The organism is Sporosarcina sp. E16_3 (genome assembly GCF_017347125.1).
GTDB lineage: Bacteria > Bacillota > Bacilli > Bacillales_A > Planococcaceae > Sporosarcina.
Window position 1 is genome coordinate 55,207 of the sequence record NZ_JADPRX010000012.1, and the last position, 16,124, is coordinate 71,330.

Genomic DNA, 16,124 nt, shown 5'->3' on the forward strand with positions numbered 1-16,124 from the left:
TACATACAGATAGGAGTTATAAATACTAGATTCAGTTATTTGGATGGATTTTATCTTGTCTTTACTAAAAAAACGAATCAATCCATAATCGGATTGACTCGCCTCAAAGCAATCAAGCAAACTTAATTTTTCACGCCTTCGATTTCTTCGGTTAACACAACTAGCTGATCAATCAAGTCACCGATGTAAGCAATAGTGTCACGCAATGGTTTATCTGTTGTAATGTCAACACCCGCCATTTTTGAAAGTTCAGCAGGGGATTTTGTACCGCCGGCTTTCAAAACTTCGAGCCATTCGTCCACAGCAGGTTGTCCTTCTTCCAAGACACGTTTGGATACTTGTGTGGAGATGGTTAGTCCAGCACTGTATGTGTATGGATACAAGCCCATGTAGTAGTGTGGCTGACGCATCCATGTAAGTTCCGCGCCTTCATTAATTTCCACATCATCTCCCCAGAACTCTTCAAGAACGCCGCGTTTTAAGTTGTTCAAAACACCTGCGTTAACACTGCCGCCAGCATCAATGCGTTCGTAGACTTTGCGCTGGTAGGCAGCTTCTAGTAAGTGCGTTACGAAGTTATGATAGTACGTACGTGCAACGATGGATGAAATGACCCAGCGTTTGAATTTCGGATCATCCGAATTTGAAAGTAAATGGTTTGCTACAAGCATTTCATTCATCGTTGATGGTGCTTCGATGAAGTACAAGGAAGGACGTGCATTGAAGACGTTTTGCTCCCGGTTCGCATTGTAGAAATGACCCGCATGGCCTAATTCATGAGCCAAAACAAATACATCTTCCATGCTGCCTGTCCATGAAATAAGGATATATGGATGGTTGCCGTAAGGACTAGAACAGAATGCACCTGTCGATTTTCCTTTGTTCTGAGCGAAGTCTATCCATCTTTCTTTATATGATCGATCTACCATATTCATATAATCGTCACCCATAATAGCTAGGGCATCATCAATGTATTTCTTGGATTCGTCTACCGTTATTTTTGGTTCGTAAGTTGGATCAAGCGGGATTTTCAAATCGGCAAATGTCATTTTATCAAGTCCATGGACTTTTTGAAGAAGTTTCGCGTATTTACGCATATGAGGCGCAAGTTCCTTTGTGATCAAATCAATTTGACGGTCATACATAGATTTTTCCACTTCTTGATTGAACAGTAAGTAATCGAAAATTGTGTCGTAACCACGCAAATCAGCAGTTGTCTTTTCAGTTTGCAGATGCATGTCGTACGTTTTTGCAGTCGTATGCTGATAGTCTTTTAATTTTGAGGAAAATGCATTAAATGCAGCGCGGCGCTTGTCCGTATCTGCTTCTGATTCCCAATCCCCTTCAAAGGACACATAGCTCAACGGATATTTTTTGCCATCTACTTCAAAATCATCAAATGACATATCAACCATTTTCGTCGTGTTATACAAGCCGTATGGGCCAGCAAATGTGGAAGAAAATGCAGCTAATGTTTTCTCAACCTCGGGGTGCAATTGGTACTCTTTTTTGAGAATCAATTTCTCCAAGTAATTTTTGAAATCACCTGACTGTTTCATTGCATCTTCCAAAACATCTACAGGCAACTCAGAAAGTTCACTGTTGACGAATGATAGCTTGCTGTTTATTTTTGCTGCAGTTGAACCAAACTTGCTTGAACGCATCTGTGCTTCATCATCCGTTTGGTCTGTACTGGATGACAAGCTTGTGTAGGTACCAATTGGAACCATTTTTTCATAAATAGCCGCATAGCCTTCCAATGCTTCATGTACAGATTTAGCATCTTTAATGTTACCATTGAATTTTTCAGCATATGCATCGACTTCTTTTTCCAATTCAATTACTGCAGAATTGTACGCTTCTTCTGTTTTGAAAAGGTCTTGCAGATTCCATGTTTCTTCTGTCTTTACTTCTGAGCGTAGCGGCATACTTTTAACCAATCAAATCTCTCCCTTTTATTACGGATGTCGAACTAAATAATAGTATATAGTAGAATAGAGTGAAAGTAAAAAATAAATCGCCTTTTTGACAACTTTCAGATAAATAGTGTTAGTTGTGCTTTTTTGAAAGACGTTCGATTTCATCTGTTAGGATAAAAGCGAGATCATCATTGCCGAAAAGTTGTAGGACATCCAGCATTGTTTCGTTATCAATGTCGATTTCTTCTTCATATTTAGCTTCCTCAACTATTGTCTTCATCGTCTCATTTTCTTGTTGGTCTGGGTATGCACGGCTATATAACTCATGCGGATTCACTTCATTATTAGCACACCATTTTACAAACAACCGAATCATCAGCTGCTCATCCTGTTGATATTTTTGAATGACTTGTTCATCGATGCTTTTAAATTCCATGATTAGTTCACTCCTTTAAGTACAGTTCCTATAAGTATATACGAAGTGTTAAAATTCTAAGGGATATAGACAAGGAACAGCGATTTATTACTGAATTTGCGGCTGACTTTTTGATTGCTCCACTTAAATAAGCGTATTTGCGTCCAGATTTTGAATTAAGCTTGCTCAATTAACACCCTTCAAAATCTGGGACATCCGCCGGAGGCTTTAACTTTATAAAGAAGTGGGAGACTTCTGTATAAAGTTAAAAAGGACAAGAATAGAATGACTATCTTGCCCTCGTGTTGGAATGGTTAAATTTTATTGCTGATAAAAAACTGAACAATCCAATCCACGTCTATAGGACCGTCAACGACTTCGTAATAGAGCGAAGAGTTCTCGATGATTAAATCCTCATTAACAACAATACTAAAGTTGTCTCCATTTTTATCTGTTAAGTTAATAATGAACTGGTTGATGTCATCGACCCTATTGATTTTGTTAGGCTTTAATTTCCGAACGTGATAATCTTGAAGGAATTCAAGTAAGCTTTCAATTTCAGACTCATCATTGACATTCCAAATTTTTGGGGCGGCTCCTGATAGGGAAGGTTCCGAAAAGGTCATTAAACTAAATGGAGATTTTGTGGGATCAATAACGGCTAAAATTTCTTTCTTATCATAGCCCAGAAAAACTTGGATCATTGCATATGTGCCCATGATCATAATCGCAATCAATAATAGTGCCCTTATTTTCATGTTCTATTCCCCCTGTAATTCATTTCTTTAGTATACGCAGATGAAGATGTACGGGATCATGCTTGTACATTAATAATCTATGCAGAATCACACGGGAAAATTTGTAGAAAGGGGGTATTATCAAATGTTTTTGAAAAAAATAACGCTTCTTCATAAAGAGACGCAATCAGAGAAGGAGTATCCATTTTCTATTCCTTCAATACAATCACTAACGGAATTAAATCTAACGAATAGTGTTACATTTTTTGTTGGGGAAAATGGTTCGGGGAAATCGACATTACTTGAGGGCGTCGCGGATTTATGCGGGTTTAATGCGGCAGGGGGAGGTAGGAATAATACCTATGAAGTAGATGCGTCTGAAAGTGCATTAAGTGATTATCTTCGCTTGTCATGGATGCCGAAAGTGACGAACGGATTCTTTTTACGGGCTGAATCTTTTTATCATTTTGCTTCACACATTGATGGGTTGGGCGCTGCTGCTCAAAATAGCTATGGAGGGAAATCATTGCATGAACAATCACATGGTGAATCATTCCTGTCATTGTTTTTAAATCGTTTCAATGGAGATGCAATTTATTTACTCGATGAGCCGGAGGCCGCATTATCACCGCAAAGGCAGCTGTCGTTTCTACGTATCATGCATGATCTTGTCAGGGATGAAAATTGCCAGTTCATCATTGCAACACATTCCCCCATAATTTTAGGCTATCCCGATGCGACAATCTTGAGTTTTAATGATGGGGAAATAAAGGAAACTGAATATGAAATGACAGAGCACTATCAGATCACAAAATATTTCCTGGATCATCGGGAAAAGTTTCTGAAAGATATTTTAGAGGATTAATAGATTGTCGGAATGTTATAATGATTACGTAGGAATGGGGGATGAGTGGGATGACTAAAGAAGTAGTACATGCAATTCAAGATGACTATCCGGAAGATTTCGCTTGGTGTTTTGGTTGTGGGCGCTTAAATGAAGATGGATATCATTTTCGAACAGGGTGGCAAGGGGAAGAGACGGTATCCTATTATGAACCGTCTACGAAACATATTGCAATCCCAGGGTTTGTTTATGGCGGGCTAATCGCATCATTTGTCGATTGTCATGGGACGGGTTCTGCCGCGCTTGCGCTGCACCGAAAAAACGGGCATGAGCCAGGCAGTGGAGAAGAACCTCCGCGTTTCGTAACAGCGTCATTAAACGTGAATTATATGAAACCAACTAAGCAAGGAACATTGTTAAAAGCTGTTGGAAAAGTGGAAGAAATTCATCCCAAGAAATTTAAGGTGTCTGTTGAAGTATTTGCGGATGACACGGTTGTTGCAACAGGGGAAGTGGTTGCAGTTGTTATGCCAGCAACATTTGCGAATAAATAATGGAATATGTAAATGTGAAAAGCTGATTGCCGCGTGCAGTCAGCTTTTTTAATGAATTCTAAATTGAAAATTGACATGAAACCAATTGGTTGTATATAGTTAAACATGCAACCAATTGGTTTCACTTATTAATGGGGAGGTATTTATATGTCAATTAATGAAAATGAACAATTCGCCGAAGTGAAAAAGAATATACTTATCAATGCACCATTGGAAAAAGTTTGGGGATATGTTGCTACAGCTGAAGGAATTGGTGCTTGGTTTATGCCGAATGATATGCAACCGATTGAAGGGAAAGAATTTATCCTACAAGCGGGACCGTGGGGCAATTCGGTGTGTAAAGTGACGGAAGTGAATCCACCAAATCGCTTATCTTTCGAGTGGGGAACGGAATGGCTAATTACGTTTGAGTTGAAAGAAAAAGACGGTCAAACTGAATTAACACTAATTCATGCGGGATGGAATGAAGCAAATCAAACAGAATTTGGTGAATCACATGCAGAGGTGCGTTCACGTATGTCCGGCGGATGGGATGGACTCGTACTAAAACTGAAACATGTGGTTGAAGGCTAATTGGCTGAAGAGCCCCAACGATACGATGTTTTTCAAGCAATTGCCGACCCGACTCGACGGAAATTGCTTGAACTGCTCGCAAGTGAAGAATTATCGATTTCAACAATCAGTAGCCATTTTACGATGAGTAGAACTGCCGTAACCAAGCATCTGCATGTATTAGAATCGGCTGGGCTTGTAATTGCTCGAAAAAGGGGTCGTGAAAAGTTATATTGTTTGGAAGCTGAGCCGCTGAAAAAACTGCAAACATGGCTTACCTTCTATGGACAGTTTTGGGACAACAAACTTTCAACACTTAAAAATGTTGTTGAAAGCGATTTAAGCGAAGAATGATTATATTGATTTTAGCAGCTCCACAAATAAAAAAGAAAAAGCGTGTTAACATCCAACACGCTTTTTCTATTCCCGCTGTCATAATGTCATATGTCAGTAACCGTTACTCCTACCTTTAACGGTTCCAGTGCATTTGTTTGATCAATAAAAATAAAAGCATCATAGCGATTCCCGATTTGAGACGGTACATAATTGCCGTATTGTTCATATTCAGGGTTATAGACGACTCCAATTGCTCGATGGCCAATCCAACCTGAGAAATATTTACGATTTTCTTCATTGAAAATAAATAGTTTATCAAAAGCGCCTGATTGGTGTAATAAATCTTCCCACGAATGTTGACGTGCAGGAGGGACTTCTATTTTCTCGTAAGGTACTCCCCACTCTTTAGCTGCGATGACGGTACCTCGATGCGTCCCGAATCCTACTGCGTAGACATCATCTTTCTTAAATTGTTCTCGAAGTAGTTGGCCCACATTGAGCATTCCGTCCTCCTGCATTGTTGTTGCACGGGCATCTCCGATATGTGTATTATGCTCCCAAACGATGATCTTTGCATCTTCTCCATAATGATTCATCACTTCATTAATCGCTTCAACCATATGTTCATCACGAATATTCCAGGAACGTGCATTGTCTTTAAGCATGGCGCGGTAATATTCTTCTGCATTTTTAGTAACGAGTGCATTCACTTTTAAATTTAATGTGGTTTCCTGTCTGTCTTCATAGTGTTTAGTATGCGAACGAATGGACGATAATAAATCACTCACTTCGTCAATGCACACTTGTGAAAAATGTGCTGTGGAAATTGCATAATGATCCGGCATGCCGTTGAAAGGTTCAAAACAGGAAAACGCTTTTTTAGCGAGGTCAAGATCCGCACCAGCAGGATTGGATTCTGATAAGTAACGGATAATTTCCTCCATTGATTCCCAAAGGCTATATAGATCAATTCCGTAAAACCCAACTTTTTTAACAGGAATCATTTTATCGTTATGCATTTTCAACCAGTCGATAAACTCCGCAATCTCTTCATTGGCCCACATCCACGTTGGCCATCTGCCGAAAGCTTTCAATACTTCTTGGACATTTCCTTTACTTTCACTGTAGCCTTTTATGTAACGATTAACCTGTTGAGAGGAAGGCCAATCGCCTTCGACCGCGATGGCTGAAAAGCCTTTCTGTTCAATCAGCATTTTAGACAACCTAGCGCGGACTTTGTAAAATTCCGATGTCCCATGGCTTGCTTCTCCTAATAAGACGATTTTTGCATCACCTATGGCTTCGATTATAGTTGAAAGATCCTTATCAGATTGAAAAGGGAGTGCATAATTGTTAACGGCTTCCTCAAGGGTGAACTTCAATTGGATAACCTCATTTCGTGTAACGTATTATGGAAGTATGCCCAATTATTCGTATTGTACCCTGTGAAAGTTGAACAAAATGAATTGAAAATGTATGACAGACAATTGAGATAATGTACAATTAAACTAATTACATGAATAAGGGGCGATTGAGATGCTAGAGGGAGTTATTATAGTTGGTCTTGTGATGAGTGTGCCGATCATTGCAATTATTACCGATCACCAGAGAAGAATTGTGAAAATCAAAGGGGAATTTATGCGCGATGAAATTGAACTAGAAAAACTAAAACAGCAAAACTTCATCATGGAAACTGAAAAGATGAAAATCGAATTGGAACAAATGAAGCTGGATTATACTTCAGGGAAAAATGAAATAATAAAAATATAGAGTAAGGGGGAAGTGAATGAGAATGAGCGATGATAAATTAAACCCACCATACAACGATCTGATTGGCGATATTTTAAAAGAGTATACAAAAAAAGGTGGTATGGATAATTTGGCGGGACAAGGGAAACCACTGCCACAGGAATATTTCTCAGGTGATACATTCCAACATTTTCAACGGATTGCTAAAGATGCCGGTTATAAACCACATTGGCTGAAGCTACAGCACGATATTCGCGATGAAGTAATCGCAATTGCAGCTATTCATGCGACAGATACTGCAAAAGTATTGGAATCGCGAATAGAAAAATTAAACGAAAAGGTATTTGAATACAATAAATCTTGTCCAGCCCCTATGCAGAAAGGATCGGTGTCGGTTAGCAATATTGAAGCTGCGATTGATTGGTGGAAATGAAGTAATGAGAAAAGGGGAGTGACAGTGAATCGTGATTATAAGTTCATTTTTCTCGTCGTTTGTTGCATTTTATTGATGCCGGGGTGTTTTCTATCAAAACAGAAAGGTGAAACTATACCAACGATGATTATACCACCTGAAAAAGGGGGAGTAGTAAAGTCTCCCAAGGTTACCACGTCACCGATAGATGAAATGATTGGCCAAATGACGTTGGAAGAAAAGGTCGGGCAATTACTAGTGATTGGTGTGGAAGGTACCTCGTATTCTGGTGAGATGGATAACCTCATCCGTAATTATCATGTTGGTGGCGTCATTATTATGGGTAGAAATGTAGCGACGACAACTGAAATGCTACAGCTTATTAATGACATTAAAAAAGCGAATGAACCCAATAAAAGTCCTTTATTTATTTCTGTTGATGAAGAAGGAGGACGTGTTTCTAGACTGCCCGCCGGTCTTCCTAAACTACCACCGAGTGCGGAAATCGGTAAACTCAATGATGAATCAGTGAGTTATCTTGCAGGAGCCTATTTAGCTGTGGTGCTTTCCGAATTCGGTTATAACATAAACTTTGCACCTGTATTGGATGTTAATAGTAACCCGAGAAATCCGGTTATCGGAGATCGCTCATTCGGATCGGATCCCTATCAAGTCGCTAAGCTAGGCATATCGACGATGCATGGAATGATGGACAATGGCATTATTCCTGTCGTTAAGCATTTCCCAGGGCACGGTGATACGGTTGTTGATTCACATAAGTCGTTGCCAAAAGTGGAAACAACTTTGGAAGAACTCCGTAACGTAGAGCTAGTACCATTTCAAAAGGCGATTGAAGAAGGTGCAGATGCTGTAATGGTGGCTCATATTTTATTCCCGGCACTCGACCCTGATTATCCATCCTCAATGTCTAAAGCTATTATCACGGGATTACTTCGCAACCAAATGCAGTTTGAAGGTGTCATCATAACGGATGACCTGACAATGGGGGCAATCGAGAATGACTATACAATCCCTGAAGCGTCTGTTCAGTCCTTCATCGCGGGAAGTGATCTGCTACTTGTGGTTCGCAATTATGAAGGTCAAATAAATACCTTCAAAGCGCTCAAAAAGGCTATTGCAACAGGAGAAATTACAGAAGAACGGCTTAATGAGAGTGTGAAACGGATTTTAACGCTTAAAGAGAAATATAGTGTATCAGATGAAGCGCATGAAAAAGTAGATGTGGATAAAGTTAAAGAAATGTACGACAAGCTCCCGCTGAAATAAATGAATCTTCCCGCGCTCTCATCCGTATAATAAGATACTAGAAAAGCCAGGGAGGATTATTATATGGAGAATAAAGGATTAAAAGTGTTAGTTCATGCCAGTGCTTTCTTCATGCCGTTTTTGGTACCGTTCATCATTTATCTAGTTATTGATGATTTAGAGGTCAAAAGGATGGCGATACAAGCAATCTTATTCCAACTGGTCATGGGAGCACTGATTGTTGTTTCTACGATTCTTGTTATTGTAATTGTAGGGATTCCAATGCTAATTGGATTCGGTTTAATGTGGTTGATTGTTCCAATCATAGCAATTGTCAAAGCACTAAATGACGAAAAGTACAATTATCCGATTGTAGGTAGATGGATTTAATAATGTTATCAATAAAATAAAGACGCGTTTCGTAGTTATTTCATACGAAGTGCGTCTTTTTACTTTCATATTGATGGCTAGACTTGTATAAGATGGTGTAAGCAAAAAAAAGAAGGAGGGAGAGGAAAATGAAAATCAAGTTTAATCTTGTCACGCAGATTTTTATCGCATTCGTCTTGGCTATTATTTTAGGCAGTATCTTTGGTAGCTCCATTGATTTCTTGAAGCCGTTTGGCGATCTGTTTCTACGGTTAATTAAATTTATCATTGCTCCGCTTATCTTTTCGACATTAGTTGTAGGTGTTGCAGGAACGTCCGATCCGAAACAGCTCGGGAGAATCGGTGTTAAAACGATTTCGTATTATTTAGTTACGACGGCAATTGCAATCATTATAGGATTGGCTGTCGCATTTACGATATCACCTGGTAAAGGAATTACGATATCGACAGAAGGATTAACTATTCCAGAAGCTGCTACTCAAGAACCACAAAGCGCCATTACAACAATCTTGAACATTATTCCGGAAAATCCGTTTACTGCTTTGGCTGCAGGGAATATATTACAAATCATCTTCTTCGCATTGTTCATCGGTTTAGCCATAACATTTGTTGGGGAAAAAGCACAACCGGTTTACCGTTTCTTTGAAGGTTTTGCAGAAGTAATGTATAAAATAACCGGTATCGTTATGAAAGTTGCACCACTAGGGATTCTCGGATTGCTCGCTCCAGTTGTCGGTCAGTATGGATTAGCAGTTCTTTTGCCACTTGTAAAAGTGATAGCAGCCGTATATATTGCCTGCATCCTCCATGCAGTTATTGTTTACTCGTCTGCTGTAAAGGTTTTGGGGAAGATGAGTCCCATCAAGTTTTTTAAAGGGATTTCACCTGCTGCTCTTGTCGCTTTCAGTACGGCAAGTAGTGCTGGGACATTACCAGTAACCATTAAAAATACGAATGAAAACCTAGGTGTGCCAAATAAAATTTCGAGCTTCGTTCTTCCGCTTGGTGCAACGATTAATATGGATGGGACAGCCATTTATCAAGGTGTTGCCGTTGTCTTCATTGCACAATTTTACAATCTAAACTTGTCATTCACTCAACTTTTAACCATTGTCTTAATCACAATTTTAGCTTCAATTGGAACAGCTGGAGTACCGGGTGCTGGTATGATTATGTTGGCGATGGTTCTAACCTCGGTTAATATGCCCCTCGAAGGAATCGCGCTTATCGCAGGTATTGATCGGATTTTGGATATGATGCGTACAACCGTGAATATTGTAGGGGATGCATCCGCAGCTGTTGTGGTAGCAGGCACTGAAAAAGATCAAATTGAAGTTGTTCCAAGCGATTGAAGCACAGAAAAAGCGCCCTCCGCAATTGCAGAAGGCGCTTTTTCTCCGGTTCATTATTTCAGTTTATCGTTTAAAATGCTATCTTCTAGAACGGAAAATTTATCTCCATATACTTTCGTAATATGTACGTTCCCCCATGCACATAAAGAATCTAATATGCCCTCTAAACTTAAACCATATTCACTCAATTCATATTCTACTTTAGGTGGAACCTGGTTGTAGGCAATCCGGTTAATTACGCCATCTGCTTCTAGCTCACGTAATTGTTGCGTGAGCATTTTTTGTGTGATGTCAGGCATGAGCCGTTTCAATTCACTCGTCCTTTTTTTACCATGTGTTAAATGGCAAAGAATAACACATTTCCACTTTCCCCCAATTACTTCCAATGTTGCTTCAACGGATATATTATACTTCTTTTTTGTCATAGTTATCCTCCTCAGCTTAGGGTACTAAAAAGTACCTATATAACTTTTTGGTGCCTATAGTACTTTAAAGTGCGTACTTTTCTTTTTAATCCCTGTGACTCATACTAACATTTGCAGGTGAATTGCACGAGTAATCTAATTATGCTCTACTCAAATTCAATCATGCAACATGGGAATAGGAAGGATGAAAATAATGACTTTAGATAAAAAGAGAAGTATGTTTGCGCTACTTGCATTAGCTGTCAGTGCATTTGCAATAGGAACAACGGAATTTATTAGTGTTGGGCTGTTGCCGTTGATCTCTCAAGACTTAGACATATCGGTGACAACGGCCGGACTAACTGTTTCCCTGTACGCGTTAGGTGTGATGATAGGTGCCCCATTATTAACATCGCTTACTTCAAGAATGCCAAGGAAAAAATTATTGTTATGGATTATGATAGTCTTTATCGTAGGAAACGGGATTGCAGCGGGTGCAACTAGTGTTACCATTTTGCTTGTGGCCCGTGTCATATCCGCGTTTTCACATGGTGTTTTTATGTCAATTGGATCGACGATTGCTGCTGATTTAGTTCCTGAAAATCGTAGAGCAAGTGCGATTTCAATTATGTTTACAGGGCTTACTGTTGCTACGATTACGGGAGTTCCATTTGGCACATTCATAGGGCAACAATTTGGTTGGCGCTTTGCTTTTGTAGCGATTGTTGTCATCGGGGTTATAGGGTTTATTGCGAACAGTATTCTTGTTCCATCGGATTTACGTCAAAGTACTCCGACAACGATTCGGGACCAAGTTAAGCTCATAACAAATAGCCGGATATTGCTGGTATTGACTATTACAGCACTAGGGTACGGAGGAACATTTGTCGTATTCACATACTTATCTCCGTTGCTTCAGACGATAACAGGATTTAAACAAGGAACCATCGTAATCATCTTACTTGTTTACGGAATTGCGATTGCAATTGGTAATATGATTGGCGGAAAGCTGTCAAATAAAAATCCGATTGGTTCGCTTTTTTATATGTTTATTGCGCAAGCAATTGTGCTTTTCATATTGACATTTACAGCTCCATTTAAGGTTGTGGGTTTAGTAACAATACTTTTCATGGGTTTGTTTGCATTTATGAACGTTTCGGGACTTCAAGTGTATGTCGTCATGTTAGCCGAACGTTTTGTCCCAAGTGCAGTAGATGTTGCTTCTGCTATGAATATTGCCGCATTTAATGCCGGAATTGCGATGGGTGCGTACGTAGGTGGAGTGGTTACCGATTCGATTGGGCTCATTCATACGGCTTGGATTGGAGGGACAATGGTACTGATTGCAGCCATATTAACAGGCGTAAGTCGGGCGCTAGAAAGAAAAGATCAGCAAAGGATTAACCAATCCTGAAAGGGGGTGATTGGAACAGTATAATCCGTAGCACAACTTTAATTAAAAAATAGGGGGACATTAAATAATGAAAAACTTACAATCGACAACAACGTTGCATAATGGTACGAAAATGCCTTGGCTGGGTCTCGGTGTATTTAAAGTTGAAGAAGGTCAAGAATTAGTAAATGCAGTGAAGACTGCGATTGCACATGGTTATCGTAGTGTCGATACAGCCGCGATTTACGGCAATGAGGTTGGCGTAGGACAAGGTATTCGTGAGGCGATTGAAGAAACAGGTATTGCGCGAGAAGATCTATTTATCACATCAAAAGTTTGGAATTCAGAGTTGGGCTACGAATCAACAATTGCAGCATATGAAGAGAGTTTAACGAAACTAGGTGTAGATTATTTAGATCTATACCTTATTCACTGGCCAGTAGCAGGGAAATATAAAGAGGCATGGAGAGCGCTAGAAACGCTTTATAAAGAAGGACGGGTTAAAGCAATTGGCGTAAGTAATTTCCAAATTCATCATCTTGAAGACTTGATGAAGGATGCGGAAATTAAACCAATGGTGAACCAAGTGGAGTACCATCCACGTTTGACACAAAAAGAACTGCAAGCATTTTGCCAACAGCAGGATATTCAATTGGAAGCATGGTCGCCGCTCATGCAAGGACAATTGCTGGATAACACAGATCTTCAAAAAATCGCTGATAAATATGGAAAATCGGTTGCCCAAGTTGTTTTACGCTGGGATTTACAAAATGGCGTCATCACAATTCCAAAATCAACGAAAGAACATCGTATTGCTGAAAATGCAACCGTGTTTGATTTTGAATTAACGGCAGATGACATGAAACGCATCGATAGTTTGAATCAGAATCATCGAGTTGGTCCGGATCCGGATAACTTTGATTTTTAATTAAAGCAAGTCCCCTATCATCTGAACGAGGATAGGGGACTTGCTTTGCCCGGTAATGTTTGCTGATGGGAATTGAAGTTATTGACACATGATTAGATTGAATTTGTAATATATTATGGTATAGTATTGAATAATCTGGCTATTGTGCGATGTATATACTGAATCATGTTTAGCGGTAGCATATTGCAGATAAATAACTTTATGGATTAGAGAGGAGCGTAATGTATGAAGTGTAAGAATATCACGCCGATTTTTCGAATATTTGATGAGAAGAAAGCGAAAGAATTTTACGTTGACTATTTAGGATTTGTTGTAGATTGGGAACATCGATTTGAGGAGAACATGCCATTGTATATGCAGGTGTCAAACGGAAATTGTAAAATTCATCTTTCAGAACATCATGGGGATTGTAGCCCAGGAGCTGCAATCCGAATTGCGATTGAAAATGTCGAAGACCTTCATACAATGCTTCATTCGAAAGAATATAAATACGCACGTCCTGGTATTGAAACAACTCCATGGCAAACAAGGGAACTGACAGTTGGCGATCCATTCAGCAATCGTATTGTTTTTTTTGAGGAGAAATAATGAAAAGAGGGTTTTCTTCAATCGAAGAAAACCCTCTTTTCATTATTTACTATTTCTGTAGGAATTTAAGATTTGATCGGAATGTTGCATGATTTGTATGGCGTTGTCGATAGATTGTGGTCTTTTATACGTCGGGAACTTCTTCTTGATTGTTTCCGAATTATCAAGGATTGCAGGTAACTTAGCGTTTGGCGCGACACATAAGGTGTCATTGTTTATGAACGAACTGCCTGGCAAGTGGTTCTGCATGCCGAGCGGTTTTCGCTAAACGGATTGTGGCCGTTCGTTCATCCGTAGCTCTCCGAAGGTCAGGTCCACTAAGTGCTTAAGCCTCTGGGAACGAATGAATAGACACTTTTCCACTTAAAGAAAGTAGCCAAAGTTGCAATTTTAGCTCTTAAATCATTCTCTATTGCATTTTTTCATTTTCAAATTTAAGGAAGTGTCACTTTCAATATGGTACCTCAATGTTACTTGTATTATCTTTGCTAAAATAAGCAAAGAAGACATTACTCTATAAATATCGGAGTGAAAAAAATAGTCCGAAAAAAACAGCTCACTCAAATGGATTTACTCCATTGGGTGAGTTGTTTTATTAATATGGATTGGCGTCATGGCTTTTTCTCACTGCTTCATCAGGGGCTTGATCGCCATCTCTATTTCCGAGGGGCTTTTGACTCGACCCTTTTGTTGATGCTTGTGCCAAGCCATCACGTAAACGGCGCCCGTATTCTTCATCGGCTTCTTCAGCAAGTGCCATCATTTTATCTTGAATGCGCTGGTCACAATTTGTAAGATCTGATACTAAGTTTGATATTAAATCTGCTCGTTCCCATTCTTCGAACATACGATATGTCTCTCCAGCTTGCTTTGTATTGCTTTGTCGGTCAATCGACTCCCGCACAAGTTTACCTTCAATATAGGGGGTGTATTCTATTCCATCTTGTTCCGCCTCTTTTAATCCGCCCAAGATCGACGGCTCGTAGTTAATATGAGGATTCTGACCCGGAACTCGGTCAAGTTTATACTGCATTTGTCCACCACTCTGATTTGTTGCGACCCGTTTTTTTGGAGAATTAATGGGTAGCTGTAAATAGTTGGCACCAACGCGATGACGCTGCGTATCAGAGTAAGAGAAAGTGCGCCCTTGAAGCATTTTATCATCAGAAAAATCAAGACCATCAACAAGCACACCTGTACCGAATGCAACTTGTTCTACTTCAGTAAAGTAATCTTCAGGGTTTTTGTTCAAGGTCATCTTTCCGACAGGTAGCCAAGGGAACTGATCCTCCGGCCATAATTTTGTATCATCAAGCGGGTCGAAATCGAGATCTGGATGCTCATCATCACTCATAATTTGGACAAGTAACTCCCATTCGGGATAATCACCATCTTTGATCGCATCATGTAAATCTTGTGTCGCATGATTGAAACTTGTTCCCTGGATTTCACTTGCTTCTTGTTGGGTCAAGTTTTTAATACCTTGTTTGGGCTCCCAATGATACTTGACAAGTACTGCAACGCCTTCTTGGTTCACCCATTTATACGTATTGACACCGGAGCCCTGCATCATACGATAGTTGGCGGGGATGCCCCAAGGCGAATAAACGAATGTCACCATATGGAATGATTCGGGAGAGCTGGCACAAAAATCAAAAAAGCGTTCGCCATCTTGAATATTCGTAATCGGGTCTGGTTTAAAAGCATGAATCATATCGGGGAACTTGATGGCATCACGGATAAAGAAAATTTTCAAGTTGTTTCCGACAAGGTCCCAGTTCCCATCCTCTGTATAAAACTTAACAGCAAATCCACGGGGGTCACGGAGTGTTTCAGGTGAGTGACCACCATGAATAACGGATGAAAAGCGGACGAATACAGGCGTCTGTTTGCCTTTCACCTGAAATAGTTTTGCGCGTGTATACTTCGACACAGGTTCGTCACCAGCTGTTCCGTAAGCTTCGAAATAGCCGTGCGCGCCGGCACCACGCGCATGGACAACACGTTCAGGAATTCGTTCTCTGTCGAAGTGGCTGATTTTTTCTAGAAAATCATAGTTTTCTAAAACAGCAGGACCTCGATTGCCGACTGTCCTTAGGTTCTGGTTGTTTGTAATAGGATGTCCCTGTCTATTCGTCAATGTGTCTTCTTGTTCATCATTCGAGTTGTTAGTGGTTGAACTTTCAGGCAAATAAAAACCTCCTCTTTAATGAAATTCATCTTGAATAGGGTATCTCATCCCACTCTGCTCAATATCGAAGGAATTAATTCCTGTTTTAGTTTAT

General features: G+C 39.8%; 18 protein-coding genes. 12 read left to right on the forward strand and 6 right to left on the reverse strand.

Annotated features, from left to right (window positions below; translation table 11 throughout):
* Window positions 1–122 precede the first annotated feature (122 nt).
* The 3 genes from pepF to I2483_RS09370 all read right to left on the reverse strand — a co-directional run bounded on the left by pepF (window position 123) and on the right by I2483_RS09370 (window position 3,092).
* Window positions 123–1,940, reverse strand: coding sequence for an oligoendopeptidase F (pepF, locus tag I2483_RS09360; protein WP_207175528.1), 1,818 nt, complete (start codon window positions 1,938–1,940; stop codon window positions 123–125).
* Between the two features lie 109 nt (window positions 1,941–2,049).
* Window positions 2,050–2,355 carry a hypothetical protein gene (locus I2483_RS09365; RefSeq protein WP_207175530.1) on the reverse strand — a complete coding sequence of 102 codons (306 nt, stop codon included), beginning with the start codon at window positions 2,353–2,355 and terminating at the stop codon, window positions 2,050–2,052.
* 293 nt (window positions 2,356–2,648) lie between these two features.
* Window positions 2,649–3,092, reverse strand: coding sequence for a hypothetical protein (locus tag I2483_RS09370; RefSeq protein ID WP_207175531.1), 444 nt, complete (start codon window positions 3,090–3,092; stop codon window positions 2,649–2,651).
* 124 nt (window positions 3,093–3,216) lie between these two features.
* Here I2483_RS09370 and I2483_RS09375 point away from each other — a divergent pair, with 124 nt between their 5' ends.
* The 4 genes from I2483_RS09375 (at window position 3,217) to I2483_RS09390 (ending at window position 5,375) form a co-directional block, all read left to right on the forward strand.
* Window positions 3,217–3,936: an AAA family ATPase gene (locus tag I2483_RS09375; RefSeq protein WP_207175532.1), complete on the forward strand. Its 720-nt coding sequence runs from the start codon at window positions 3,217–3,219 to the stop codon at window positions 3,934–3,936.
* Between the two features lie 50 nt (window positions 3,937–3,986).
* Window positions 3,987–4,469, forward strand: a complete 483-nt coding sequence (locus I2483_RS09380; RefSeq protein WP_207175533.1) for a PaaI family thioesterase — start codon at window positions 3,987–3,989, stop codon at window positions 4,467–4,469.
* Between the two features lie 147 nt (window positions 4,470–4,616).
* Window positions 4,617–5,042 carry an SRPBCC family protein gene (locus I2483_RS09385; protein WP_207175534.1) on the forward strand — a complete coding sequence of 142 codons (426 nt, stop codon included), beginning with the start codon at window positions 4,617–4,619 and terminating at the stop codon, window positions 5,040–5,042.
* Window positions 5,043–5,375 carry an ArsR/SmtB family transcription factor gene (locus I2483_RS09390; RefSeq protein ID WP_207175535.1) on the forward strand — a complete coding sequence of 111 codons (333 nt, stop codon included), beginning with the start codon at window positions 5,043–5,045 and terminating at the stop codon, window positions 5,373–5,375.
* 86 nt (window positions 5,376–5,461) lie between these two features.
* On the opposite strand, the gene I2483_RS09395 is transcribed toward I2483_RS09390, so the two are convergent.
* Window positions 5,462–6,739 (reverse strand): erythromycin esterase family protein, encoded by a 1,278-nt coding sequence (locus I2483_RS09395; RefSeq protein ID WP_207175536.1) that lies wholly within the window; start codon window positions 6,737–6,739, stop codon window positions 5,462–5,464.
* Between the two features lie 154 nt (window positions 6,740–6,893).
* On the opposite strand from I2483_RS09395, the gene I2483_RS09400 reads away from it, so the two are divergent.
* The 5 genes from I2483_RS09400 to I2483_RS09420 all read left to right on the forward strand — a co-directional run bounded on the left by I2483_RS09400 (window position 6,894) and on the right by I2483_RS09420 (window position 10,526).
* On the forward strand, window positions 6,894–7,127 hold the full coding sequence (locus I2483_RS09400; RefSeq protein WP_186669805.1) for a hypothetical protein: 234 nt from the start codon (window positions 6,894–6,896) through the stop codon (window positions 7,125–7,127).
* 16 nt (window positions 7,128–7,143) lie between these two features.
* Window positions 7,144–7,539: a DnaJ family domain-containing protein gene (locus I2483_RS09405; protein WP_255550374.1), complete on the forward strand. Its 396-nt coding sequence runs from the start codon at window positions 7,144–7,146 to the stop codon at window positions 7,537–7,539.
* A 24-nt stretch (window positions 7,540–7,563) separates the two neighbouring features.
* Window positions 7,564–8,805: a beta-N-acetylhexosaminidase gene (gene nagZ / locus I2483_RS09410; protein ID WP_207175537.1), complete on the forward strand. Its 1,242-nt coding sequence runs from the start codon at window positions 7,564–7,566 to the stop codon at window positions 8,803–8,805.
* Between the two features lie 63 nt (window positions 8,806–8,868).
* Window positions 8,869–9,174, forward strand: coding sequence for a DUF4870 domain-containing protein (locus I2483_RS09415; protein ID WP_186669809.1), 306 nt, complete (start codon window positions 8,869–8,871; stop codon window positions 9,172–9,174).
* A 134-nt stretch (window positions 9,175–9,308) separates the two neighbouring features.
* Complete coding sequence (locus tag I2483_RS09420; RefSeq protein WP_207175578.1) at window positions 9,309–10,526, forward strand: cation:dicarboxylate symporter family transporter; 1,218 nt, start codon at window positions 9,309–9,311, stop codon at window positions 10,524–10,526.
* A 53-nt stretch (window positions 10,527–10,579) separates the two neighbouring features.
* Here I2483_RS09420 and I2483_RS09425 read toward each other — a convergent pair whose 3' ends face one another.
* Window positions 10,580–10,951: a winged helix-turn-helix transcriptional regulator gene (locus tag I2483_RS09425; RefSeq protein WP_186669811.1), complete on the reverse strand. Its 372-nt coding sequence runs from the start codon at window positions 10,949–10,951 to the stop codon at window positions 10,580–10,582.
* A 193-nt stretch (window positions 10,952–11,144) separates the two neighbouring features.
* On the opposite strand from I2483_RS09425, the gene I2483_RS09430 reads away from it, so the two are divergent.
* The 3 genes from I2483_RS09430 (at window position 11,145) to I2483_RS09440 (ending at window position 13,839) form a co-directional block, all read left to right on the forward strand.
* A complete protein-coding gene (locus I2483_RS09430) occupies window positions 11,145–12,344 on the forward strand; it encodes an MFS transporter (protein ID WP_207175538.1) in 1,200 nt (399 codons plus the stop codon).
* Between the two features lie 67 nt (window positions 12,345–12,411).
* Window positions 12,412–13,251 carry an aldo/keto reductase gene (locus tag I2483_RS09435; protein ID WP_218624919.1) on the forward strand — a complete coding sequence of 280 codons (840 nt, stop codon included), beginning with the start codon at window positions 12,412–12,414 and terminating at the stop codon, window positions 13,249–13,251.
* A 225-nt stretch (window positions 13,252–13,476) separates the two neighbouring features.
* A complete protein-coding gene (locus I2483_RS09440; protein ID WP_207175539.1) occupies window positions 13,477–13,839 on the forward strand; it encodes a glyoxalase superfamily protein in 363 nt (120 codons plus the stop codon).
* Between the two features lie 595 nt (window positions 13,840–14,434).
* Here I2483_RS09440 and I2483_RS09445 read toward each other — a convergent pair.
* Window positions 14,435–16,030, reverse strand: a complete 1,596-nt coding sequence (locus I2483_RS09445; RefSeq protein ID WP_207175540.1) for a catalase — start codon at window positions 16,028–16,030, stop codon at window positions 14,435–14,437.
* Between the last annotated feature and the right edge of the window lie 94 nt (window positions 16,031–16,124).

What these genes read in the sequence shown, in the direction of transcription:
- I2483_RS09405 (WP_255550374.1), top strand. Translation starts at nt 7,144, where the DNA reads ATGAGAATGAGCGATGATAAATTAAACCCACCATACAACGATCTGATT.
- I2483_RS09365 (WP_207175530.1), bottom strand. Translation starts at nt 2,355, where the DNA reads ATGGAATTTAAAAGCATCGATGAACAAGTCATTCAAAAATATCAACAG.
- I2483_RS09400 (WP_186669805.1), top strand. Translation starts at nt 6,894, where the DNA reads ATGCTAGAGGGAGTTATTATAGTTGGTCTTGTGATGAGTGTGCCGATC.
- I2483_RS09370 (WP_207175531.1), bottom strand. Translation starts at nt 3,092, where the DNA reads ATGAAAATAAGGGCACTATTATTGATTGCGATTATGATCATGGGCACA.
- I2483_RS09440 (WP_207175539.1), top strand. Translation starts at nt 13,477, where the DNA reads ATGAAGTGTAAGAATATCACGCCGATTTTTCGAATATTTGATGAGAAG.
- I2483_RS09375 (WP_207175532.1), top strand. Translation starts at nt 3,217, where the DNA reads ATGTTTTTGAAAAAAATAACGCTTCTTCATAAAGAGACGCAATCAGAG.
- I2483_RS09385 (WP_207175534.1), top strand. Translation starts at nt 4,617, where the DNA reads ATGTCAATTAATGAAAATGAACAATTCGCCGAAGTGAAAAAGAATATA.
- I2483_RS09430 (WP_207175538.1), top strand. Translation starts at nt 11,145, where the DNA reads ATGACTTTAGATAAAAAGAGAAGTATGTTTGCGCTACTTGCATTAGCT.
- I2483_RS09415 (WP_186669809.1), top strand. Translation starts at nt 8,869, where the DNA reads ATGGAGAATAAAGGATTAAAAGTGTTAGTTCATGCCAGTGCTTTCTTC.
- I2483_RS09380 (WP_207175533.1), top strand. Translation starts at nt 3,987, where the DNA reads ATGACTAAAGAAGTAGTACATGCAATTCAAGATGACTATCCGGAAGAT.
- I2483_RS09435 (WP_218624919.1), top strand. Translation starts at nt 12,412, where the DNA reads ATGAAAAACTTACAATCGACAACAACGTTGCATAATGGTACGAAAATG.
- I2483_RS09425 (WP_186669811.1), bottom strand. Translation starts at nt 10,951, where the DNA reads ATGACAAAAAAGAAGTATAATATATCCGTTGAAGCAACATTGGAAGTA.